Below are 21,035 nucleotides of genomic sequence, written 5' to 3'. Positions count from 1 at the left end.
ACTGTCGGCTGTCAAAGGTGATAGAAATCCAGCACCGAGTTGATGGTGTCGTTGAGCAGCAACGCGTGCTTGCGGGTGATCAACCAACTCTCGTCATGGGGCTTGAGGCTGTAGGTAGCCTGTCCGTAGAACTGCTCCGACGTAGCCAATCGATAGAACAACGTGTGCCAGTTCAATTTCACCTCCAGCGTTCCATCCGCCTGCTCGGCAATGCGCACGTTATTGATCAGGTGCAAGGTGCGCGGCATCGGTGTGGCCGACGCGGCTTTGCCGGTGCGCAAACGGAACACACGGTCTTCCAGGCCCGAGCGGTTGGCGTAATAAATCAACGACATCTCGCGCTTGGGATCACGGGTGTAGACGTGTTCCGAGTCCCATTGCGGCAGGTGGAACTCACTCTGCGGGTCGAACAGCTGCACATAGGCGTCCCAGTCCTGGGCGTCGCACAGCTCGGATTTACGGTAGAAGAACTGCTCGATCTGGTACTGCAGTTGCGCATTCATCACTTCACCTCCCGCAGTGTCAGCGCTTGGTTGTCCAAGCCCTTGAGCAGGAATTGCTGCCAGTTGCGGTGCTGGTTCACGTAAAGGCCTTCATGGGTGAATTCGGTGCCGGTCATGGCTGGTTGGATGCCGATGGCTTCGCTGTTCGGCGTGGGGCCGGTTTCCCAGCGATGGCTGCCGCGTGAGATGTCGCTCCAGCGTTCCAGACGGCCCTGGAAACCGCGCTGGGCCTCGCGGAATTCCACCAGGTCATCCGGCGTGCCCATGCCGGACACGTTGAAAAAGTCCTCGAACTGGCGAATACGGTTTTCGCGATCCGCGTCGGATTCGCCCTTCACCCCCAGGCACTGGCTGATGATCTCGGTTTTGTTCCACGCCACCGGGCGGATGATGCGCAGCTGCGAGCTGATCTGGTCGAGGAAGAACAGGCTCGGGTAGATATTCAGGTTGCGCAGGCGGTGCATCATCCACTCGGCCTTTGGCTGGCCGTGTTCTTCCACCAGGCGCGGCATGATGGTGGCGTAGCCGGAGCGCACGCTGGGGTTGGGCATGTCGCTGAACAACACACTGTGACCATTGTTGAAGGCAAACCAGCCGTCGTCGGTGTTGGCGTCACCCGCGCCAAGCTTGCTGTAGTCCAGGGTGCTACCTGCGCCGGTGCCGTTTTCGGTGTTCACTTGCTGGCGATGCTGCACCGTGGCCACGTAGTTGTAGTGCACGGTGCTGACGTGATAACCGTCCAGGCCATTCTCGTTTTGCAGCTTCCAATTGCCGTCGTAGGTGTAGGCGGATTTGCCTGGCAATACCTCCAACTCACCGGTAGCGGACTGGGCGACCATCATGTCGAAGAACACTTTGGCGTCGCCCAGGAAGTCTTCCAGGCTGTCGGTGCCCGCCACATCCAGGCTGATGAACACAAAGCCTTTGTAGCTCTCGATGCGTGCCTTCTTCAGCCCGCGCGTCGCCTTGTCGAAACCCTCCGGGTATTCCCCCGGCGCCTTGACCTTCACCAGCCGGCCATCGCTCTTGTAGCACCAGGCATGGAACGGGCAAGTGAAGGTGGACTGGTTGCCCTTGCCGACCCGCGTCAAAGTGGTGCCGCGATGCTGGCAGGCGTTGATCAGCGCGTTGAGTTGGCCCTCGCCGTCGCGGGTGATGATCATCGGCTGGCGCCCGGCGCGCATCGTCACGAAGTCATGGTTGTTCGCCAGTTCGCTTTCGTGGCAGGCGTAGATCCAGTTTTTTTCGAAGATCAGTTCCATCTCCAGATCGAACAGCTCCGGCTCGGTGAACATGTCACGGGCGATGCGGAACACTTCATCCGCCGGGCGAAAATCCAGACAACCTTCGATAAATGTTTTCCACTGCTCGACGCTTCTTGCACCACTCATGGGAGGCACCTTTTGATAGGGCTAATCGGTGGTTTATTAGAGGCAGCGGGGCAGGGCGCGGGCTATCCGCTTAGTGGGGGAACCTGCGCCGGATAATTGGGCAGCAAATACCCAACCCGGTGCGCAGCGGTGACGGGATGCGCTACTGTTTGGCAGGGCAATGGCCGTAAAAGTCGGCGTCCTATCCACTTAGTCGACCATTGCTATCCACCCGCTGGCCATTGCGTCGGCGTGGCGCATTATTTGCTGTCGAACAACAACGACGCGCCGTCAGAGCGCGCAACAGCCTAACCGCCGTGGGTGCACCCTGATGAGCAGCCAAACGATTCAACGCTTCGACCTGGAAGGCGCACGCAGCTGGATGTCCGGCATCTGCGGGCCCCATCGCCTGGCCACCGCCACGCCCGAGCGCCTGCGTTTCCACCACAGTGCCAATATGTTCAAGTCCCGCGCCACCACCTTGGGTGTGATCGAATACGGCACCGACGTGACCATCGACATCGAAGACGCCGAGCACTTCAGCAGCTACAGCCTGAGCCTCCCGTTGGTGGGCGAGCAGGAGTTGAGCAAGAACGGTGAGCGCCTGAACTCCAACCGCGACCAGGGCGTGATTATCTCGCCCAACGAGCACCAGGTGCTGGCGATTTCCGGCGACTGCCGCAAGTTGCAGGTGGTGATCACGCGGGCGGCGATGAGTGAGTCGCTGGAAGGTTTGCTGCAACGGCCGATTGATGCGCCGCTGCGCTTTGAGTCGGGGATGGACGCGGTGGACGGCGCTTCGGCGGCGTGGTGGCGCATGGCGCGCTACTTCATTGCAGAACTGGAGCACGGCAGCGAGTTGTATGAGCAGGCTGCCTTTACCCGCGACCTGGAAAGCTCGCTGATCAAGGGGCTGATCCTGGCCCAGCCGAACAACTACTCCGAAGAGCTGCGCGATGTACTGGGGGTGAAACTGCCGCATTACCTGATCCGTGCGCGCCAGTACATCCACGACAACGCCCGCGAAGCTGTGCACCTGGAAGACCTGGAAGCCGCTGCGGGTGTGTCGCGGTTCAAGCTGTTCGATGCGTTTCGCAAGTACTTTGCGTTGTCGCCGATGGCTTATTTGAAGAAGCATCGGCTTTCTGCGGTGCGCCAGGCAATCCTTGAGCACGGCTCTACACGCACCATCTCTGAGATTGCCCTGGGCTGGGGCTTTACCCACCTGGGGCGGTTCTCGGCGGAGTATCGAAAATTGTTCGACGAGTCCCCCAGCCAAACCCTGCAGCGCAAGCGCCTGCGCAGCCTTTGAATACAATGAAGATCCAAATGTGGGAGCTGGCTTGCCTGCGATAGCGATGTGTCAGTCAGCTGATGTGCCAGCTGACCCACCGCTATCGCAGGCAAGCCAGCTCCCACAGGGGTTTTGTAGTGTTTGGGATAAATCAGATGAGCTCTTCCACCAGTTGCAGGCAATGATTCAGCCCCGGCGACTGGTCATTCACCCGTCGGCTCAGAATGATTGGCGAGGTCGCCGTGGCCTCCACCACCGGCGTGTAGCCGATGTCCGCACGGTGCAACACCTGCACCGACGCGGGCACCAGCGTCACGCCCATGCCGGCGCCGACCAGGCCGATGGCGGTCTGCAATTCGTTGGTCCACTGCGCCACCTTGAGGCTCAAACCATGGGCGTCGAACAGTGCGATCACATGGTCGGCGTAGCTGGGGCGTGGGTTGCCGGGGTAGAGCACAAAAGGCTCGGCGGCCAGTTGGGCGAGGGTGGCAGGCGCATCAAGCAACGGGTGACCGGCAGGCAGCACAGCGACCAGCCGATCCTCGACCAAGACGCGCTGGACAATGGCCGGGTCGTCGATACGAATCCGCCCGAATCCAACATCGATGCGCCCGGCCTTGAGCGCTTCGACCTGCTGCAAGGTGGTCATTTCCGACAACCCCAACTCCAGCTCCAGCGCCTCATGGGTGCGCAGCCGGCGAATCAGTTCCGGCAGCACGCCGTAGAGGGTCGAAGGTGCAAAGCCGATGCCCAGCCAAGTCTTTTCGCCCTGGCCGATGCGTCGCGTGTTGTCGCAGACCTTGTTCAGTTGCTCCAGCAGCACGTTGGCGTGTTCATAAAAAAACCTCCCGGCCTCGGTCAGCCGCAGCGGTCGGCCACGCTCAAGCAAAATGACGCCCAGTTCATCCTCCAATTGCTGGATCTGCCGGCTCAACGGCGGCTGGGCGATGTGCAGGCGTTCGGCCGCGCGGGTGAAGTTGAGTGTCTCCCCCAGCACCTGGAAATAGCGCAGGTGACGCAGTTCCATGACGGCTCCTTTCATACCTTGAGGGTATTATTCGAGACCCATTCTATATTGGAACCCTTGAAAGATACGGCACAGAATCGGCTCAAATCTATAAAGAACCCAACGGGTATAGCCATGCCGATTTGCGCCATCGAGTCGATCGACACGATCATCGTCGACCTCCCCACCATCCGCCCGCACAAGCTGGCGATGCACACGATGCAAAACCAGACCTTGGTGGTCATCCGCCTGCGCTGCGCCGACGGCATCGAAGGCATTGGCGAGGCCACCACCATTGGCGGCCTGAGCTACGGCAACGAAAGCCCCGACAGCATCAAGGTCAACATCGACCGCCACTTCGCGCCGCTGCTGATCGGCCAAGACGCGAGCAATATCAACGCGGCCATGTTGCGCCTGGAGCGCAGCATTCGCGGCAACACCTTTGCCAAGTCCGGGATCGAAAGCGCCTTGCTCGATGCCCTGGGCAAACGCCTGAACCTGCCGGTCAGCGAACTGCTCGGCGGCCGTGTGCGCGATGCCTTGCCGGTGGCCTGGACCCTGGCCAGCGGCAACACGGAAAAGGACATTGCCGAAGCCGAAAAAATGCTCGACCTGCGCCGCCACCGCATTTTCAAATTGAAGATCGGCGCCGGTGAAGTCAGCCACGACTTGGCCCATGTGATCGCGATCAAAAAAGCCCTGGGCGACCGCGCCAGTGTGCGCGTCGATGTCAACCAGGCCTGGGACGAGGCGGTGGCATTGCGGGCGTGCAAGGTGCTCGGCGACAACGGCATCGACCTGATCGAGCAGCCCATCTCACGCAACAACCGGGGCGGCATGGCGCGGCTCAACCTGTCGAGCCCGGCGCCGATCATGGCGGATGAATCCATCGAGTGTGTCGAGGATGCGTTCAACCTGGCCCGCGAAGGTGCGGCCTCGGTGTTCGCCCTCAAGATCGCCAAGAACGGCGGCCCGCGTGCGGTGTTGCGTACGGCGGCGATTGCCGAAGCGGCGGGCATCGGCCTGTACGGCGGCACCATGCTGGAAGGCGGCATCGGCACCCTGGCGTCGGCCCATGCCTTTCTCACGCTGAGCAAACTGGCGTGGGACACCGAACTGTTCGGCCCGTTGTTGCTCACCGAAGACATCCTCACCGAGCCGCCGGTGTACCGCGATTTCCAGCTGCATGTCTCCACCGCACCGGGCCTGGGCCTGGCCATCGATGAAGAGCGTCTGGCGTTCTTCCGTCGTGACAAACACTAAGAGGCACCTGCCATGTTGTTCCACGTAAAAATGACCGTGAACCTGCCCCTCGATATGAACCCCGAGCGCGCCGCTGGCCTCAAGGCCGAGGAAAAAGCCTTGGCGCAGCGCCTGCAACAGGAAGGCAAATGGCGCCACCTGTGGCGCATCGCCGGGCACTACGCCAACTACAGCGTGTTCGATGTCGACAGCGTGCAGGACCTGCACGATTTGCTGATGCAACTGCCGCTCTTTCCCTACATGGCCATCGAAGTGAATGCCCTGTGCCGTCACCCGTCGTCGATCCATGAGGATGACCGCTAAGCCGGTTTTCACCCTAATAACTACAAGATGAGGAATGCACCATGTCCATCCGACTGTCCCAGACTGCCCATGCCCAACAGTTTCTCGAAGAAGCCAGCGGCAACCTCAACGACGGCGGTAACCCGCGCACCAAGGCGCTGATTTACCGGATCCTGCGCGACACCGTGAACATCATCGAAGACCTGGAAGTGACCCCGGAAGAATTCTGGAAGGCGGTCAACTATCTGAACGACTTGGGCAAGAACCAGGAAGCCGGTCTGCTCGCCGCCGGGCTTGGCCTGGAGCATTACCTCGACCTGTTGATGGACGCGGCCGATGAGGAGGCCGGCAAATCCGGTGGTACGCCGCGCACCATCGAAGGCCCGTTGTATGTGGCCGGTGCGCCGCTGTCGAAGGTCGAGGCACGGTTGGATGATGGCAACGATGAAGCGGTGCCGCTGTTCATGCGCGGGCAAGTGCGTGACACCGAGGGCAAGCCGCTGGCTGGGGCGATTGTGGATGTGTGGCAGGCCAATACCGGTGGTACGTATTCGTGGTTCGATCCGACACAGTCCGAATTCAACCTGCGCCGACGCATCGAGACTGATGCCCAGGGCAACTACCGATTCCGCAGTATCGTGCCATCCGGCTACGGCTGCCCGCCGACCGGGCCGACTCAGCAATTGCTTGATCAACTGGGGCGCCACGGGCAGCGGCCGGCGCATATTCACTTCTTCATTTCGGCGCCGGGGCATCGGCACCTGACCACGCAGATCAACCTGTCGGATGACCCGTACCTGCATGATGATTTTGCCTATGCGACGCGGGATGAGTTGATCGCCGAGATTCGCTTCAGTGAAGATCCGCAGTTGGCGCGAGAGTTTGGCGTGGAAGGGCGGTTTGCGCAGATTGATTTTGACTTTGAGTTGCAAGTGGCGGATGCGCCGGTAGAGCAAAAGCGCATGCAGCGCGTGCGTGCTTTGGAAGATTAAACACGGTTAAAAATGTGGGAGCGGGCTTGCTCCCACAGAATTTTGTGGTGTTGCCGCTATTTGCGGATGACCAGGTCAAGCACCTCATCCCGGTCCTTGATCTTCTGCAACACAATCTCCGAGCGTATATCCATCACCCCCGCCGTGCGGTTCAGGTGGTTCACGATAAAGTCCGAAAAGTGCTTGAGGTTGCGTGCCTGCACCCGCAGCACATAGTTGCTGGCGCCGGTGATCACATAGGCGCTGGCCACTTCCGGCCAGCCCTGCACCTTCTTGATGAACGTCTCATGCCAATCCTCCACATCCTGGCGCAAAGACAGGTGGACGATGGCCTCCAGTTCAATCCCCAGTTGCTCTGCGTTCAACACCGCGCGATAGCCGCTGATGATTCCCTCGCTCTCCAGCAAGCGCAAACGGCGCAGGCAGGCGGACGGCGACAGCGCGACTTTTTCTGCCAGTTCCTGGTTGCTGATGCGGCCATCCTGTTGCAGGAAATGCAGGAGGCGCAGGTCGGTGGCGTCGAGAATCATGGTTAGAATAAATCCGCGTGTTTGGGGGTTAAATTCGAATTTCCTACAGCTTAATTAGCCTGTTGCTACTCACTTTGCACGAAAATTCTCTAAAACTTCGTTCATTATTTGGTCCATTCTTACTTATAAAAACCAGGATCGCCCATGACCACTCGAAGCCATTGCCAAGCCCTCGATGCCCAAGACCCACTGGCGCCCTTGCGCCGCCAGTTCGCCTTGCCGCAGGGCGTGATCTACCTCGACGGCAACTCCCTCGGCGCACGCCCGGTGGCGGCGTTGGCGCGGGCGCAGGCGGTGATTGCCGAAGAGTGGGGCAACGGGCTGATCCGCAGTTGGAACAGCGCGGGCTGGGCGGATTTGTCCCAACGCCTGGGCAATCGCCTGGCGCCGTTGATTGGCGCGCGCGACAACGAAGTGGTGATCACCGATACCACCTCGATCAACCTGTTCAAGGTGCTGAGCGCCGCGTTGGCTGTGCAGCGTCAACGCCAGCCGCATCGCAAGGTCATCGTCAGCGAGGCGAGCAACTTTCCCACCGACCTGTACATCGCCGAGGGCCTGGCCGAACTGCTGCAGCAGGGCTATTCCCTGCGCCTGGTGAGCAGCCCGGATGAACTGCCCCAGGCCATCGACCAGGACGTGGCGGTGGTGATGCTCACCCACGTCAACTACAAGACCGGCTACATGTACGACATGCAGGCGCTGACCGCCTTGAGCCATGAGTGCGGTGCGCTGAGCATCTGGGACCTGGCGCACTCGGCGGGCGCGGTGCCTATCGACCTGCATCAGGCGGGCGCCGATTATGCGATCGGCTGCACCTACAAGTACCTCAACGGCGGCCCGGGTTCCCAGGCGTTTGTGTGGGTCAACCCGGCGTTGGTGGATGTGGTGCGCCAGCCGTTGTCAGGCTGGTTCGGGCATACCCGGCAGTTCGCCATGGAGTCGACTTATGCACCGAGTGCCGGCATCGCTCGCTACCTGTGTGGCACGCAGCCGATCACTTCGCTGGCGATGGTTGAATGTGGGCTGGAGATTTTTGCCCAGACCGATATGGCGAGTTTGCGCAGCAAGTCCCTGGCGTTGACCGACCTGTTTATCGCGTTGGTCGAGGCCCGTTGCGCTGCCCATGACTTGAAGTTGATCACCCCACGTGAGCACGCCAGGCGCGGCAGTCATGTGAGCTTCGAACACCCCGAAGGCTACGCGGTGATCCAGGCCTTGATCGCCCGTGGGGTGATCGGTGATTACCGTGAGCCGCGCATCATGCGGTTTGGTTTTACGCCTTTGTACACCAGCTTTACCGAGGTGTTTGACGCTGTGGAAATCCTCGGCGATATCCTCGACAACCACACCTGGAATCAACCGCAATTCAAAGTCCGCAACAGTGTCACCTGACATAACGCCGATCAAAATGTGGGAGCTGGCTTGCCTGCGATGACGGTGGTGAATGCACCATCGCCATCGCAGGCAAGCCAGCTCCCACAGGGTTCAGCGTCAGCAACAACAATCACAATAATAAAGGGGCACCCCACGTGACCACGCCAGACAACGGCTTTGCAGAGATCACCCACCGCGAACTGGGCCTGCGGCGCCAGCTCACTTCCGGCCAGATGAGCATGATCGCCATCGGCGGCGCCATTGGCACTGGGCTGTTCATGGGCAGCGCCTACGCCATCGGTTATGCCGGGCCCAGCGTCTTGGTGAGCTATGCCATTGGCGCATTGATCACCTTGCTGTTGATGGGCTGCCTGGCGGAGATGACGGTGGCCCATTCCACCTCGGGTTCCTTTGGTGCGTACGCCGAGTTCTACATCAGCCCGCTGGCCGGGTTCCTGGTGCGTTATGCCTACTGGGCGGCGATTGTGCTGGCGGTGGGCGCCGAGGTCACAGCGGTGGCGATGTACATGAAGTACTGGTTCGCCAACGTGCCGGAATGGGTGTGGATCGTGTCGTTTTCCAGCGTATTGATCCTGCTCAATGCGATCAGCGTGAAGACCTTCGGCAACTTCGAATACTGGTTTTCGACGATCAAGATCAGCGCCATTGTCGGCTTCATCATCCTCGCCGTGTACGTGGTGTTCGGCTCCGGCAACCCGGAATACGGGGTGCAGAACTATACGGCCCACGACGGCTTTTTCCCCCATGGCCTGAGCGGTATGTGGATCGCGGTCATCGTGTCGATCTTCAGCTACCTGAGCGTGGAGATGATTGCCGTGGCGGCCGGTGAAGCCGCTGATCCGGAACAGGCGGTGAAGAAAGCCTTCCGCGCCACCATCGTGCGGCTGGTGGTGTTTTACCTGCTGACCCTGGCGCTGATGCTGGCCATCGTGCCTTGGAACCAGGCTGGACAAACCCAGAGCCCGTTCGTCACGGTGATGCAGACCATCGGCATTCCCGGCGCCACCGGGGTGATGAACTTCGTGATCCTGATCGCGGCGCTCTCGGCGATGAACAGCCAGCTCTACATCACTACCCGCATGATGTTCAGCCTGTCCCGCGCCGGCTTTGCCCCCAAATCCATGGGTGCGTTGAGCAAGAGTGGCATCCCGCTGAACGCGTTGCTGTTGTCCAGCTCGGGCATTGCGCTGGCGACGTTGCTCAACGTTGTGTACCCGGAAAGCTCGTTCACCCTGATGATGGCGATCTCGATGTTTGGCGCGATCTTCACCTGGTTCATGATCTTCCTCACCCACCTGTTTTTCCGTCGCTACCGCAAGCGTCACGGTGGGCCGAAGCTGTCGTTCCAACTGCGGCTGTTTCCCTACAGCACGTCGCTGGGTCTGGTGCTGATGGGCGCGGTGATGATCACCACGTATTTCACCGAGGCGTTCAAGATGACCCTGGTGTTTGGTGTGCCGTTCCTGTTGATTCTGTCGGCGGTGTATTACGGGTTTTTCCGCAAGGGCAGGGCCAAGGCGTCGAACAAGGCCTTGGCATAACCGGGCAGCTGTTCGAACGAGCGCGCGCATAACAGCAGTTTCCGACAGGCCCACTCTTCTTGCAGAGGGTGGGCCTTGAAGGTGCGCTTCTGCGGCCAGCGCTCCAGCGCGGCTTGGGGCACGATGCCCAAGCCAGCGCCACGGGCGACCATGCGAATCACCCCGTCAAAGCCCTCGGCACGGATGCGAGTCTGCAGGCGGAAACCCGCGTGCAGTGCCTGTTCTTCGAGGTAAACCGTCAACGCGCTGTGCGTGGCGAGGCCGACAAATTCGTGTTGCAGGCTATCGACAAAACTCCCCTCGGTGAACGGATGATCCAGTGGCGCGATCAGCACCAGCGGGTCATCACGGAAGGGCTGGGTCTGCAGGCCGTGGGTGTCCACGGCGTCGGAGATGATCCCAAGATCCGCCGTGCCCTGGCGCAAGGCCTGGGTGATACGCAGGCTTGGCAGCTCTTGCAGGTCGATGTCGAGGTTGGGGTGCTCGCATAGAAAGTCTGCCAGCAGTTCCGGCAGGTATTCGCTGAGGGCGGTGGTATTGCACAGCAAGCGCACCTGGCCTTTGATGCCGTTGGCGTATTCCGCGAGGTCCTGCTGCAGGTGTTCGGCCTGTTGCAGTAACAGGCGTGCGTGACGGGCCAGGGCTTTGCCGGCGGGCGTTGGGGTGACACCTCGACGGTTACGCTCCAGGAAATCGATACCCAGCGAAGCCTCCATCGCCCGGATACGCGCACTCGCGGCGGCCAGGGACAAATGGCTGCGCCCGGCGCCAGCGGTGATGTTGCCGGTGTCGAGGATGTGCAGATAAAGCCGCAGGTCGATCAGGTCAAAGTGCATGCCGGGGTTCTCGGGTGGCTGGACTGGCCCCTTCGCGAGCAAGCCCGCTCCCACATTTGGAACGCATTTCAAATATGGGAGCGGGCTTGCTCGCGAAGGCGGCATCAGCCTCTCACAAAACAAGAGGCTGCCTCAGTATATGGCGAATTTCAGCCTTCAGCGAAAAGCCGCACAATCCCCCCATGAATACCTTCCTCGCGTTCTACCAACAAATCGGCCCCGCCTTGACCCTGCTGGTGATCGGCACCTTCGTGCTGGCCGGCACCGTCAAGGGTGTTATCGGCCTGGGCTTGCCGACAGTCTCCATGGGCTTGCTCGGCCTGGCTATGTTACCGGCGCAGGCTGCGGCGTTGCTGATCATCCCTTCGACGATCACCAACCTGTGGCAATTGGCGTTCGGTGGGCATCTGAGTGCGTTGCTCAAACGCCTGTGGCCCATGCTGCTGCTGATCTTCCTCGGCACCGGGTTTGGCACGCTGTGGCTGGGCATGAGCGGGGGAAGCTGGGTGGGCCATGCGTTGGGCGGTGCGTTGCTGGTGTATGCGCTGAGCGGATTGTTCCTGCCGACGCTCAAGGTAAAACCTGAGACTGAACGTTGGCTGGGCCCTCTGTGCGGGGTCATCACGGGAGTCATCACTTCAGCGACCGGTGTGTTCGTGATTCCAGCTGTGCCCTATCTGCAGGCCCTGGGCTTGAACCGTGATCAGTTGGTACAGGCGCTGGGGCTGTCGTTCACGGCTTCCACCCTGGCATTGGCGGCGGGGCTGGCCTGGCGCGGCACCCTCGGTGGGGGTGAAATCAACGCGTCACTGCTGGCGCTGGTGCCGGCACTGCTGGGCATGTGGCTGGGCCAGGCGGTGCGTCAGCGCATCAGTGCCGTGTTGTTCAAGCGCGTGTTTTTCGTCGGCATGGCCTTGCTGGGCGCGCATCTGCTGATCAGCGGTTAACAATGGGTGGTGAATTCGTGCTTTGCGGTCAAATGTATTTTGCCGTGCCGCCGCTTATTCCGAGGGGCCAATGTCGATAGCCTGCCGGCAGACATTTTTAACCCTTCTGGATGCCCTCCCATGAAAAAAATCCTCCTGCTCAACGGCGGCAAAAAATTCGCTCACTCCGATGGCCGCTACAACACCACCCTGCATGATGCCGCCGTGGCCGTGCTGGACCGCGCCGGCCTCGACGTCAAAGTCACTCACATCGACGAAGGCTACGACGTGGCCGAAGAAGTCGCAAAATTTCTCTGGGCCGACGTGATCATCTACCAGATGCCCGGCTGGTGGATGGGCGCGCCGTGGATCGTCAAGAAATACATCGACGAAGTCTTCACCGAAGGCCACGGCAGCCTGTACGCCAGCGACGGCCGCACGCGCTCCGATGCCTCGCAGAAATATGGCAGCGGCGGCCTGATCCAGGGCAAGCAGTACATGCTCTCGCTGACCTGGAACGCGCCGCAGCAAGCCTTCGACGACCCGACCGACTTCTTCGAAGCCAAGGGTGTGGACGCGGTGTATTTCCCGTTCCACAAGGCCAACGAATTCCTTGGCATGACCGGCCTGCCGACCTTCTTGTGCGTGGACGTGATGAAGCGCCCGGCGATCGAGGCTGACGTAGCACGCTATGAGCAGCATCTGGCGCAGGTGTTCAATTTCTCGGTGTAAGCTGCTGTGAACCGATAACGAGGAGCGCCTGTGAAAGCCCGATCCGATGAGCTACAGATCTTCGTCAGCGTGATTGAATGCGGTTCGATTTCCGCTGCCGCAGAACAGGTCGGGCAGACGCCCTCGGCGGTCAGCCGCACCTTGTCGCGCCTGGAAGCCAAGCTCGACACCACGCTGATCAACCGCACCACGCGACGCATGGACCTGACCGAGGAGGGCAAGTACTTCTTCGAACAGGCCAAAGTGATCCTGGCGCAGATGGATGAGCTGGAAGAGCGCCTGTCGTCACGCCAGAAAAAACCGGCGGGGCGCCTGCGCATCAATGCGGCGGTGCCCTTTATGCTGCATGGGATCGTGCCGTATATCGCGGAGTTTCGCAGTCTTTACCCGGATATCCAGCTGGAGCTGAACAGCGATGACCTGATCATCGACCTGTTGGAGCAGAGTACTGACATCGCCATCCGCATCGGTGCGTTGGCCGACTCCACCCTGCATGCGCGCGCGCTCGGCTGCACGCCGCTGCATATCCTCGCCAGCCCTGACTACCTCAAGCAACACGGCACGCCGAACACGGTTGCCGAATTGGCGGACCACACCTTGCTGGGGTTCACCCAGACCGAGACCCTCAACCACTGGCCGCTGCGCCATGTGGAGGGCGACCGCTGGTTGATCCAGCCCGGCGTGGCCGCGTCCAGCGGTGAAACCGTGCGTCATTTGGCGCTTGAAGGGCAGGGCATCTGCTGCCTGTCGAACTTCATGACCATCGACGACATTGAAGCCGGGCGCCTGGTGCCGGTCTTGGAAGCGTTCAACAGCGGTTATCGTCAGCCGATCCATGCGGTGTTCTACCGTAACTCGCAGCTGGCGTTGCGCATCCAGTGTTTCCTCGACTTCATCCAGGCCAAGCTGGCGCGGTATGCCTGCTGATTCGTGACCTTCGCGCAAGAGTGAATTGGGCAATAAGGGCTTATTCGTCAGGGATCGGCCCTTGATACTGGTCCCATCACTTACTCACTCAGGAGCACTCTCCATGAACGTATTCGTAACCGGCGCAGCAGGTTTTATCGGGGGTTCCATCGCAACCGGCCTGGTCAAGGCAGGCCACAGCGTGACTGGCCTGGTGCGCAGCGCCGAGCAGGCGGCCGAGATGACCGCATTGGGTATCACCCCAGTGATCGGCACCCTGGATGACGACGCTGTATTGACCGAGCAAGCGCAAAAGGCCGATGCCGTGATCAATGCCGCCAGCAGCGACCATCGCGCAGCCGTGGAAACCCTGCTGGCAGCGTTGAAGGGCTCGAACAAGCCATTCCTGCACACCAGCGGTTCAAGCATCGTGGGGGATGCGTCGGGCGGCAAGTCCAGCGATGTCATCTACTTCGAAGATAACTTGCCGGAGCCGACCGTCGACAAAGCCGCTCGCGTTGCCATCGACAACCTGATCCTGGCGGCTGCCAACGAAGGCGTGAACTCGGCGGTGATCTGCAACACCCTGATCTACGGTCACAGCCTGGGCGTGAAGCGCGACAGCGTGCAATTGCCGCGTCTGCTCAAGCAGGCGCGCAAGAGTGGGGTGGTGCGCCATGTGGGCAGTGGGCAGAACATCTGGTCCAACGTGCACATTGACGACGTGGTGGCGCTGTACCTGCTGGCACTGAACAAGAACGTACCGGGCACCTTCTACTTTGTGGAAAGCAGCGAGGCGGCGTTTAGCGACATGACCACCGCCATCGCCGAAGCCCTGGATCTGGGCAAACCCCAGGATTGGCCATTGGCCGATGCTGAAGCCGAGTGGGGCTACGAAATGGCCAACTATGGCCTGGGCTCCAACAGCCGGGTGCGTGGCAAGCATGCCCGTGAGTTGCTGGGCTGGGTGCCGAAGCGTACGTCGGTGGTGGAGTGGATTCGCCACGAGATGGTGTGATGTTCGCTTGATACCGGGGCGCTTCTTTCGCGAGCAAGTCGAATCGTCGCACCGCCGCTTCCACACTGACTGCATTCCAAAGCTGGAACTCGGTCAAATGTGGGAGCGGGCTTGCTCGCGAAGGGGACGATACGGTCTTCGAGACTAGCCCCATTCCCTTCAATTCCGTACCATTCCCCGCCTTATCCCCCGCAATGCCCTGGTACCTCATGAATCTCACCCGTCTGCGCGCCGATGCCCTGGCCGGCCTCACCACGTCTTTTGCGCTGCTGCCCGAATGCATCGCTTTTGCCCTCGTGGCCCACCTCAATCCGCTGATGGGGCTCTATGGCGCCTTTATCATCTGCACCCTTACGGCATTGTTCGGCGGCAGACCCGGCATGGTGTCCGGTGCGGCCGGCTCGATGGCGGTGGTGATCGTGGCGCTGGTGGTGCAACACGGTGTGGAATACCTGCTGGCGACGGTGTTGCTGGGCGGGTTGATCATGGTCGCCTTCGGCCTGCTGCGCCTGGGCAAGCTGGTGCGCATGGTGCCGCACCCGGTAATGCTAGGGTTCGTGAATGGCCTGGCGATCATCATTGCCCTGGCGCAGTTGGAGCACTTCAAGAGCGGTGAACACTGGCTCAGCGGCACGCCCCTGTACGTGATGATCGGCCTGGTGTTGGTGACCATGGTCATCGTCTACCTGCTGCCACGCATCACCCGCGCGGTGCCGCCTGCATTGGTGGCGATCCTCGGCGTGGGCCTGGCGGTGTACCTGCTCGGCCTGCCGACCCGCACCCTGGGCGACATGGCCCATATCGCTGGTGGCCTGCCCACCTTTGCCCTGCCGCAAATCCCCTGGACCCTGGAAACCCTCGCCATCGTCGCGCCGTACGCGTTCCTGATGGCCATGGTCGGCCTGCTGGAAACCCTGCTCACCCTGAATCTCACCGACGAAATCACCGAGACCCGTGGCTACCCCGACCGCGAAAGCGTGGCGCTGGGCGCGGCGAATATGGTCTCGGGCCTGTTTGGCGGCATGGGCGGTTGCGCGATGATCGGGCAAACCGTGATCAACCTCAGCTCCGGCGGGCGCGGGCGTTTTTCCGGGGTGTTTGCCGGGGTGATGATCTTGCTGTTCATCCTGTTCCTGTCGCCGTTTATCGAGCGGATCCCGCTGGCGGCGCTGGTGGGCGTGATGTTTGTGGTGTCACAGCAGACCTTCGCCTGGGCGTCCTTGCGGGTGATCAACAAGGTGCCGTTGAATGACGTGCTGGTGATTATCGCGGTGACGGTGATCACCGTGTTCACCGACCTGGCCACGGCCGTGATGTGCGGGATTGTGATTGCGGCGCTGAACTTCGCCTGGCAACAGGCGCGCGAGCTGTATGCCGATGAACACCTGGAGGCCGATGGCAGCAAGCTCTATCGCCTGCATGGCACCTTGTTTTTTGCCTCGACCACGCCGTTCCTCAACAGGTTCGACCCGGCCAACGACCCGGCCCAGGTGACGCTGGATTGCCGTCACCTGAGCTTTGTCGACTATTCAGCGATTGCGGCGCTGATGACCCTGCGTGAGCGTTACACCAAAGCCGGCAAGCACCTGCGGGTACTGCATTTGTCGGAGCGCTGCAAGAAACTGCTCAAGCGCGCCCGGGTCCATCATGAGTAAGTGATCACGGCCCGACCAGGTCTTCGAGTTCCTGGGCGCGGGTCTGGGTCATGTCCAGCACGCAGCCGGAGCCGTTGACCTGGTCGATGGTGCCGCCGGTCGCGGAGCCGGCGAAGCCGCAGTTGGCATCACGGTATTTTATCCACAGGCGCTGCACGTCTTGCAGTTGCTGCTTGCGCGCACCTTCCTGGGCGGCGAGGGCGGTCTTGTAGGCCTTGTTCAGGCGCGTGTCCTGGACCTTGGCTTCCTTGGCGTTGCAATTAACCATGTCCGCGGTCGTGTTGGCGCTGTCCATGCATTTTTTCAACGTCGCGTTATCAGCGGCCGCGGCACTGCCGCACAGGGCGAGAAACAAAGCGCTGACGGCTAGGGAGGTGCGAATCATGGTCGGTTTTCCTGGGCATGAGGGGAGGCGCATTCTATGACTCGATGGCGGCGTTTGAGTTTCCAGCATCTTCTGATGTTCATGTAAGAACACTCCCCGAATTTTCATAGGCGACCGTTGGGCATATCCCAACGCGACAGCGCTTATCCGTGGGCGAAAATTACTTTCATAAAAATTGAAAATACTCTTCGGTAATGATTTATGAGTTTCACAACCAATTCGACGTGACCCTTTCCGAGGAGTACCGCATGGCCGCATCACCGGGCTTCGGGCTATTGGCATACGCTGCCATCGCCATCATTGCTTTGATCGTGCTGATTGCACGTTACCGGCTCAATCCGTTTATCGTCATCACCCTGGTATCCATCGGCCTGGCGCTGATGGCCGGGATGCCGGCGGACACCATCATGGGTTCCTACGAAGCAGGCGTCGGCAAGACCCTGGGGCATATCGCCCTGGTCGTGGCGCTGGGCACCATGCTCGGCAAGATGATGGCCGAGTCCGGCGGCGCCGAGCAGGTGGCACGCACGTTGATCAACCGTTTCGGCGAGCGCAATGCGCACTGGGCCATGGTGTGCATCGCCTTCCTGGTAGGGCTGCCGCTGTTTTTCGAGGTCGGTTTTGTGCTGCTGGTGCCGATTGCCTTTACCGTGGCGCGCCGTGTAGGCGTATCGATCCTGATGGTCGGTTTGCCGATGGTCGCCGGCCTGTCGGTGGTGCATGCGCTGGTGCCACCGCACCCGGCGGCGATGATGGCAGTGCTGGCGTACAACGCGTCGGTGGGGCAGACCGTGCTCTACGCCATCCTGATCGGTATTCCGACGGCAATCATCGCAGGTCCCGTCTACGCCAAATTCATCGTGCCGCGTATTCATCTGCCGGCGGAAAACCCGCTGGAACGCCAATTCATCGAGCGCGAACCGCGTACTCGCTTGCCGAGTTTCACGCTGACCATGGGCACCATCCTATTGCCGGTGGTGCTGATGATGATCGGCGGTTGGGCCAACGTGATTTCCACGCCGGGTACCGGTTTCAACCAGTTCCTATTGTTTATCGGCAACTCGGTGATCGCGCTGCTGGTGGCGACCTTGGTGAGCTTCTGGACCTTGGGTATCGCCCAAGGCTTCAACCGCGAGTCGATCCTCAAGTTCACCAACGAATGCCTCGCGCCGACCGCGAGTATCACCCTGCTGGTGGGCGCGGGCGGCGGTTTGAATCGCATCCTGGTGGATGCGGGTGTGACCAACGAAATTCTCGGCCTGGCCCATGCTTTCCAGCTGTCGCCTTTGGTAATGGGTTGGCTGTTTGCCGCGCTGATGCGTATTGCCACGGGCTCGGCCACCGTCGCCATGACCACCGCGTCCGGCGTGGTAGCACCGGTTGCCATGGGCCTGGGTTATCCACACCCTGAATTGCTGGTGCTGGCCACCGGCGCGGGTTCGGTGATCTTTTCCCACGTGAACGACGGCGGCTTCTGGCTGATCAAGGAATACTTCAATATGACGGTGATCCAGACCTTCAAGACCTGGACCGTGTTGGAGACCCTGATTTCTTTAGTCGCCTTCGGTCTCACCTACGGCCTGTCTCTTGTTTTATGAGCCGCATTCTGTAACCCGGAGCCCCCATGGACATCCTCTACCAGATCCGCGCCCGCCAGGACTCTTTCAGCGCCGGTGAAGGGCGTATCGCCAAGCTGATGCTCGATGACGTGGGCTTTGCCGCGTCGGCCAGCCTGGAAGCGTTGTCCCAGCGGGCCGAGGTCAGTACGGCCACCTTGTCGCGGTTCGCGCGCAGTGTGGGTTGCCGGGATCTGCGGGATTTGCGTCTGCAATTGGCCCAGGCCAGCGGGGTCGGCAGTCGCTTCCTCGACCCTGCGGGGTTGCCGGAGCAGTCGGCGTTTCATCGGCAGATCCTGGGGGATATCGAGGCGACGTTGCGTCAGCACTTGTCGGGGTTCAACCAGGCGGGTTTCGTCGATGCAGTGAGCCTGTTGGGCAAGGCGCGGATGATCCATGCGTTCGGCATGGGCGGCCCGTCGAGCCTGTGCAGCGATGAGTTGCAAGTGCGCCTGGTACGCCTGGGTTATCCGATTGCCGCCTGCCATGACCCGGTAATGATGCGCGTCACGGCGGCAACGCTGGGACCGGAACATGCGTTGATCGTGTGCTCCCTGACCGGCCTCACCCCCGAGTTGTTGGACGTGGTGACGCTGGCACGCAACTACGACGCGCGCATTGTCGCCATCACCCTGGCCGAGTCGCCCCTGGCCCAGTTGGCGGACGTGCTGCTGCCGCTGCAACCGGCCGAAACCAGTTTTATCTACAAGCCCACCGCGGCGCGCTACGGAATGCTGCTGGCCATCGACTTGCTCGCCACCGAGCTGGCATTGGCCCTGCCGGACGACAACCAGGAACGCCTGCGCCGGATCAAGCTGGCCCTGGACGATTATCGCGGCGGCCCCGACAGCCTGCCGCTTGGAGACTGATATGAAGTACGACACGTTGATCCGCCAGGCGCTGATCATTGATGGCAGTAACACCCCAGGCTACGTCGCCGATGTGGGGCTGCGCGACGGGCGCATCGAGACGATCGGCGACTTGTCGACGGCTGTGGCCGAGCATGAAATCGAGGCGTGCGGACGGGTGCTGGCGCCGGGGTTTATCGACGTGCATACCCACGACGATACCGTGGTGATCCGCCATCCGCAGATGCTGCCCAAACTGAGCCAGGGTGTGACCACGGTGATTGTCGGCAACTGTGGCATCAGCGCGTCGCCGGTGACGTTGCGCAGTGATCCGCCGGATCCGATGAACCTGCTGGGCAGTGCTTCGGCGTTTGTGTATCCGCGTTTCACCGACTATCGCACGGCGGTCGAGAACGCTCACCCGGCGGTCAACGTCGCGGCGTTGGTCGGCCATACGGCGCTGCGCAGCAACCATATGGATGACCTGCACCGCACTGCCTCAGCGGATGAAATTGCCGCCATGCGCGCGCAGTTGCAAGAGAGTCTCGAAGACGGTGCCCTTGGTTTATCCACAGGCTTGGCCTACGCCAGCGCGTTCAACGCCGAGACCGATGAAGTGCTGCAACTGAGTGAAGCACTCACCGCTTTCGGCGCGGTGTACACCACCCATTTGCGCAGTGAATTCGAGCCGGTGCTGGAGGCGATGGACGAGGCGTTCCTGATCGGCCGGCATGCCAAGGCGCCGGTGATCATTTCCCACCTCAAATGTGCCGGCGCCGGTAACTGGGGGCGTAGCCCGCAGTTGTTGGCGTCGCTGGAACTGGCGGCTAAAACCCATCCCGTGGGGTGTGATTGCTACCCCTATGCGGCGAGTTCTTCGACCCTGGATCTCAAGCAGGTGACTGACGCCTTTCGGATCACCATCACCTGGTCGACACCACACCCGGAAATGGGCGGGCGTGATTTGCAGGATATCGCCGCTGAGTGGGATGTTTCGTTGATGGACGCAGCCCGTCGGCTACAACCGGCAGGCGCGGTGTACTACGGAATGGATGAGGCGGATGTGCGGCGCATCCTGGCGCATCCGTTGTCGATGGTCGGGTCGGATGGGCTGCCGGAAGATCCGTTCCCACATCCGCGTTTGTGGGGTGCGTTTCCACGGGTGTTGGGGCATTTCAGCCGGGATGTCGGGTTGTTCCCATTGCATACCGCCGTGCACAAGATGACGGGCCTTTCAGCCGCGCGTTTTGGCCTGGCGGAGCGGGGTGAAATCCGCGAAGGGCACTGGGCCGACCTGGTGTTGTTCGACCCGTTGCGCGTGCGCGATGTGGCGGACTTCAAGGAGCCGCAGCGCGCAGCGGAAGGCATTGACGGGGTGTGGGTCAACGGCGTGCTGAGCTACAGCGATGGGCAGGCGAACGGTCAGCGGCCGGGTCGCTTCCTGGCACGCAGTGGGGATTTGCGTCGGGGGTTTTCGTCTCTATAGTGGGGGCTCATTTAAACGGAGCGGTCGCCATGCACTTAGGAAAAGTCATCCCCATCCTGCGGATTTTCGACGAGGCCAAGGCGTTGGAATTCTACGTCGACTTCCTGGGATTCAAGGTGGATTGGCAGCATCGTTTCGAGGCCAATTTCCCGCTGTATTTGCAGGTGTCGTTGGGCGACTGTGTGTTGCATCTGACTGAGCATCATGGTGATGCGTCGCCGGGTGCGGCGGTGCGAATTCAGGCGCAAGGCGTGGACGCCTATCAGCAGCAGTTGGCGGGCAAGGACTATCGGTATGCCAAGCCTGGGGTTGAGGAAACACCATGGGGCTCGCGGGAGATGAGCATCAAGGACCCGTTTGGGAATCGGGTGGTGTTTGTTGAGGAAGGCGAGGGCTGAGGGGTAAATCTCAGGCAATAAAAAACCGCCTTAGTAGGGCGGTTTTTTTT

Annotated in this window: 21 protein-coding genes; 15 read left to right on the top strand and 6 right to left on the bottom strand. The window is 60.9% G+C overall.

The features are described 5' to 3' along the window. Positions 1 to 11: 11 nt before the first annotated feature. Together antB and antA are read right to left on the bottom strand one after the other, a co-directional pair. On the bottom strand, positions 12 to 503 hold the full coding sequence (antB, locus tag EJ576_RS25500; protein ID WP_126571426.1) for an anthranilate 1,2-dioxygenase small subunit: 492 nt from the start codon (positions 501 to 503) through the stop codon (positions 12 to 14). Beyond that, entirely contained in the window at positions 503 to 1,894 is a 1,392-nt protein-coding gene (antA, locus tag EJ576_RS25495) for an anthranilate 1,2-dioxygenase large subunit (protein WP_126571425.1), read from the bottom strand. The genes antB and antA overlap by 1 nt, the downstream gene beginning before the upstream one ends. 310 nt (positions 1,895 to 2,204) lie before the next feature. Between antA and EJ576_RS25490 the strand changes: the two genes are divergently transcribed. Continuing rightward, the gene (locus EJ576_RS25490) at positions 2,205 to 3,185 is read left to right on the top strand and encodes a helix-turn-helix domain-containing protein (protein ID WP_122725625.1); all 981 of its coding nucleotides are present in this window, start codon (positions 2,205 to 2,207) and stop codon (positions 3,183 to 3,185) included. 133 nt (positions 3,186 to 3,318) lie between these two features. Here EJ576_RS25490 and EJ576_RS25485 read toward each other — a convergent pair whose 3' ends face one another. Beyond that, positions 3,319 to 4,194 carry a LysR family transcriptional regulator gene (locus tag EJ576_RS25485; protein ID WP_092249426.1) on the bottom strand — a complete coding sequence of 292 codons (876 nt, stop codon included), beginning with the start codon at positions 4,192 to 4,194 and terminating at the stop codon, positions 3,319 to 3,321. 114 nt (positions 4,195 to 4,308) lie between these two features. Here EJ576_RS25485 and EJ576_RS25480 point away from each other — a divergent pair, with 114 nt between their 5' ends. From EJ576_RS25480 to catA, 3 genes are read left to right on the top strand one after another with little or no spacing between them, the layout of a single operon-like run. Further along, a complete protein-coding gene (locus tag EJ576_RS25480) occupies positions 4,309 to 5,436 on the top strand; it encodes a muconate cycloisomerase family protein (protein WP_028617926.1) in 1,128 nt (375 codons plus the stop codon). Positions 5,437 to 5,448: 12 nt separating this feature from the next. Beyond that, positions 5,449 to 5,739, top strand: coding sequence for a muconolactone Delta-isomerase (catC, locus tag EJ576_RS25475; protein ID WP_016974901.1), 291 nt, complete (start codon positions 5,449 to 5,451; stop codon positions 5,737 to 5,739). Between the two features lie 41 nt (positions 5,740 to 5,780). Then, positions 5,781 to 6,710: a catechol 1,2-dioxygenase gene (gene catA / locus EJ576_RS25470; protein ID WP_028617925.1), complete on the top strand. Its 930-nt coding sequence runs from the start codon at positions 5,781 to 5,783 to the stop codon at positions 6,708 to 6,710. A gap of 56 nt (positions 6,711 to 6,766) precedes the next feature. Here the strand turns inward: catA and EJ576_RS25465 are convergent, their stop codons facing one another. Further along, a complete protein-coding gene (locus EJ576_RS25465) occupies positions 6,767 to 7,240 on the bottom strand; it encodes an Lrp/AsnC family transcriptional regulator (RefSeq protein ID WP_016974903.1) in 474 nt (157 codons plus the stop codon). A 144-nt stretch (positions 7,241 to 7,384) separates the two neighbouring features. Between EJ576_RS25465 and kynU the strand changes: the two genes are divergently transcribed. Together kynU and EJ576_RS25455 are read left to right on the top strand one after the other, a co-directional pair. Continuing rightward, positions 7,385 to 8,635 (top strand): kynureninase, encoded by a 1,251-nt coding sequence (kynU, locus tag EJ576_RS25460; protein ID WP_126571424.1) that lies wholly within the window; start codon positions 7,385 to 7,387, stop codon positions 8,633 to 8,635. Between the two features lie 137 nt (positions 8,636 to 8,772). After that, positions 8,773 to 10,179, top strand: coding sequence for an amino acid permease (locus tag EJ576_RS25455; RefSeq protein WP_028617923.1), 1,407 nt, complete (start codon positions 8,773 to 8,775; stop codon positions 10,177 to 10,179). On the opposite strand, the gene EJ576_RS25450 is transcribed toward EJ576_RS25455, so the two are convergent. Continuing rightward, positions 10,125 to 11,015 (bottom strand): LysR family transcriptional regulator, encoded by an 891-nt coding sequence (locus EJ576_RS25450; protein WP_126571423.1) that lies wholly within the window; start codon positions 11,013 to 11,015, stop codon positions 10,125 to 10,127. The two genes, EJ576_RS25455 and EJ576_RS25450, sit on opposite strands and share 55 nt — an antisense overlap. Before the next feature lie 182 nt (positions 11,016 to 11,197). Between EJ576_RS25450 and EJ576_RS25445 the strand changes: the two genes are divergently transcribed. The 5 genes from EJ576_RS25445 (at position 11,198) to EJ576_RS25425 (ending at position 16,252) form a co-directional block, all read left to right on the top strand. Beyond that, positions 11,198 to 11,962, top strand: a complete 765-nt coding sequence (locus EJ576_RS25445) for a sulfite exporter TauE/SafE family protein (protein ID WP_126571422.1) — start codon at positions 11,198 to 11,200, stop codon at positions 11,960 to 11,962. Between the two features lie 120 nt (positions 11,963 to 12,082). Further along, positions 12,083 to 12,673 (top strand): NAD(P)H-dependent oxidoreductase, encoded by a 591-nt coding sequence (locus tag EJ576_RS25440; protein ID WP_028617920.1) that lies wholly within the window; start codon positions 12,083 to 12,085, stop codon positions 12,671 to 12,673. A gap of 30 nt (positions 12,674 to 12,703) precedes the next feature. Beyond that, on the top strand, positions 12,704 to 13,600 hold the full coding sequence (locus tag EJ576_RS25435; RefSeq protein WP_123477907.1) for a LysR family transcriptional regulator: 897 nt from the start codon (positions 12,704 to 12,706) through the stop codon (positions 13,598 to 13,600). A 103-nt stretch (positions 13,601 to 13,703) separates the two neighbouring features. Next, on the top strand, positions 13,704 to 14,597 hold the full coding sequence (locus tag EJ576_RS25430; RefSeq protein WP_126571421.1) for an NAD-dependent epimerase/dehydratase family protein: 894 nt from the start codon (positions 13,704 to 13,706) through the stop codon (positions 14,595 to 14,597). A gap of 209 nt (positions 14,598 to 14,806) precedes the next feature. Beyond that, positions 14,807 to 16,252, top strand: coding sequence for a SulP family inorganic anion transporter (locus EJ576_RS25425; RefSeq protein WP_126571420.1), 1,446 nt, complete (start codon positions 14,807 to 14,809; stop codon positions 16,250 to 16,252). 4 nt (positions 16,253 to 16,256) lie between these two features. On the opposite strand, the gene EJ576_RS25420 is transcribed toward EJ576_RS25425, so the two are convergent. Then, positions 16,257 to 16,637: a lysozyme inhibitor LprI family protein gene (locus EJ576_RS25420; RefSeq protein WP_126571419.1), complete on the bottom strand. Its 381-nt coding sequence runs from the start codon at positions 16,635 to 16,637 to the stop codon at positions 16,257 to 16,259. A gap of 248 nt (positions 16,638 to 16,885) precedes the next feature. Between EJ576_RS25420 and EJ576_RS25415 the strand changes: the two genes are divergently transcribed. Genes EJ576_RS25415 through EJ576_RS25400 form a run of 4 tightly spaced genes read left to right on the top strand, consistent with a single transcriptional unit; the run spans position 16,886 to position 20,985 of the window. Then, the gene (locus EJ576_RS25415) at positions 16,886 to 18,235 is read left to right on the top strand and encodes a gluconate:H+ symporter (RefSeq protein ID WP_178083568.1); all 1,350 of its coding nucleotides are present in this window, start codon (positions 16,886 to 16,888) and stop codon (positions 18,233 to 18,235) included. A gap of 26 nt (positions 18,236 to 18,261) precedes the next feature. Further along, positions 18,262 to 19,122, top strand: coding sequence for a MurR/RpiR family transcriptional regulator (locus tag EJ576_RS25410; RefSeq protein ID WP_126571417.1), 861 nt, complete (start codon positions 18,262 to 18,264; stop codon positions 19,120 to 19,122). 1 nt (position 19,123) lies between these two features. Next, a complete protein-coding gene (locus tag EJ576_RS25405) occupies positions 19,124 to 20,587 on the top strand; it encodes an amidohydrolase family protein (RefSeq protein ID WP_068937257.1) in 1,464 nt (487 codons plus the stop codon). A 29-nt stretch (positions 20,588 to 20,616) separates the two neighbouring features. Continuing rightward, positions 20,617 to 20,985 carry a glyoxalase superfamily protein gene (locus EJ576_RS25400; protein ID WP_126571416.1) on the top strand — a complete coding sequence of 123 codons (369 nt, stop codon included), beginning with the start codon at positions 20,617 to 20,619 and terminating at the stop codon, positions 20,983 to 20,985. Positions 20,986 to 21,035: the final 50 nt, after the last annotated feature.

The sequence above is a fragment of the Pseudomonas sp. C 49-2 genome (genome assembly GCF_003970195.1).
GTDB lineage: Bacteria > Pseudomonadota > Gammaproteobacteria > Pseudomonadales > Pseudomonadaceae > Aquipseudomonas > Aquipseudomonas canadensis.
Note: the sequence above shows the minus strand (reverse complement) of the source record. Positions and strands in the feature narration are given on the sequence as shown.

Excerpts from the sequence above, each read along its gene's own strand:
- antB (WP_126571426.1), bottom strand. The coding sequence starts at position 503 with ATGAATGCGCAACTGCAGTACCAGATCGAGCAGTTCTTCTACCGTAAA.
- antA (WP_126571425.1), bottom strand. The coding sequence starts at position 1,894 with ATGAGTGGTGCAAGAAGCGTCGAGCAGTGGAAAACATTTATCGAAGGT.
- EJ576_RS25490 (WP_122725625.1), top strand. The coding sequence starts at position 2,205 with ATGAGCAGCCAAACGATTCAACGCTTCGACCTGGAAGGCGCACGCAGC.
- EJ576_RS25485 (WP_092249426.1), bottom strand. The coding sequence starts at position 4,194 with ATGGAACTGCGTCACCTGCGCTATTTCCAGGTGCTGGGGGAGACACTC.
- EJ576_RS25480 (WP_028617926.1), top strand. The coding sequence starts at position 4,309 with ATGCCGATTTGCGCCATCGAGTCGATCGACACGATCATCGTCGACCTC.
- catC (WP_016974901.1), top strand. The coding sequence starts at position 5,449 with ATGTTGTTCCACGTAAAAATGACCGTGAACCTGCCCCTCGATATGAAC.
- catA (WP_028617925.1), top strand. The coding sequence starts at position 5,781 with ATGTCCATCCGACTGTCCCAGACTGCCCATGCCCAACAGTTTCTCGAA.
- EJ576_RS25465 (WP_016974903.1), bottom strand. The coding sequence starts at position 7,240 with ATGATTCTCGACGCCACCGACCTGCGCCTCCTGCATTTCCTGCAACAG.
- kynU (WP_126571424.1), top strand. The coding sequence starts at position 7,385 with ATGACCACTCGAAGCCATTGCCAAGCCCTCGATGCCCAAGACCCACTG.
- EJ576_RS25450 (WP_126571423.1), bottom strand. The coding sequence starts at position 11,015 with ATGCACTTTGACCTGATCGACCTGCGGCTTTATCTGCACATCCTCGAC.
- EJ576_RS25445 (WP_126571422.1), top strand. The coding sequence starts at position 11,198 with ATGAATACCTTCCTCGCGTTCTACCAACAAATCGGCCCCGCCTTGACC.
- EJ576_RS25440 (WP_028617920.1), top strand. The coding sequence starts at position 12,083 with ATGAAAAAAATCCTCCTGCTCAACGGCGGCAAAAAATTCGCTCACTCC.
- EJ576_RS25430 (WP_126571421.1), top strand. The coding sequence starts at position 13,704 with ATGAACGTATTCGTAACCGGCGCAGCAGGTTTTATCGGGGGTTCCATC.
- EJ576_RS25425 (WP_126571420.1), top strand. The coding sequence starts at position 14,807 with ATGAATCTCACCCGTCTGCGCGCCGATGCCCTGGCCGGCCTCACCACG.
- EJ576_RS25420 (WP_126571419.1), bottom strand. The coding sequence starts at position 16,637 with ATGATTCGCACCTCCCTAGCCGTCAGCGCTTTGTTTCTCGCCCTGTGC.
- EJ576_RS25415 (WP_178083568.1), top strand. The coding sequence starts at position 16,886 with ATGGCCGCATCACCGGGCTTCGGGCTATTGGCATACGCTGCCATCGCC.
- EJ576_RS25410 (WP_126571417.1), top strand. The coding sequence starts at position 18,262 with ATGGACATCCTCTACCAGATCCGCGCCCGCCAGGACTCTTTCAGCGCC.
- EJ576_RS25405 (WP_068937257.1), top strand. The coding sequence starts at position 19,124 with ATGAAGTACGACACGTTGATCCGCCAGGCGCTGATCATTGATGGCAGT.
- EJ576_RS25400 (WP_126571416.1), top strand. The coding sequence starts at position 20,617 with ATGCACTTAGGAAAAGTCATCCCCATCCTGCGGATTTTCGACGAGGCC.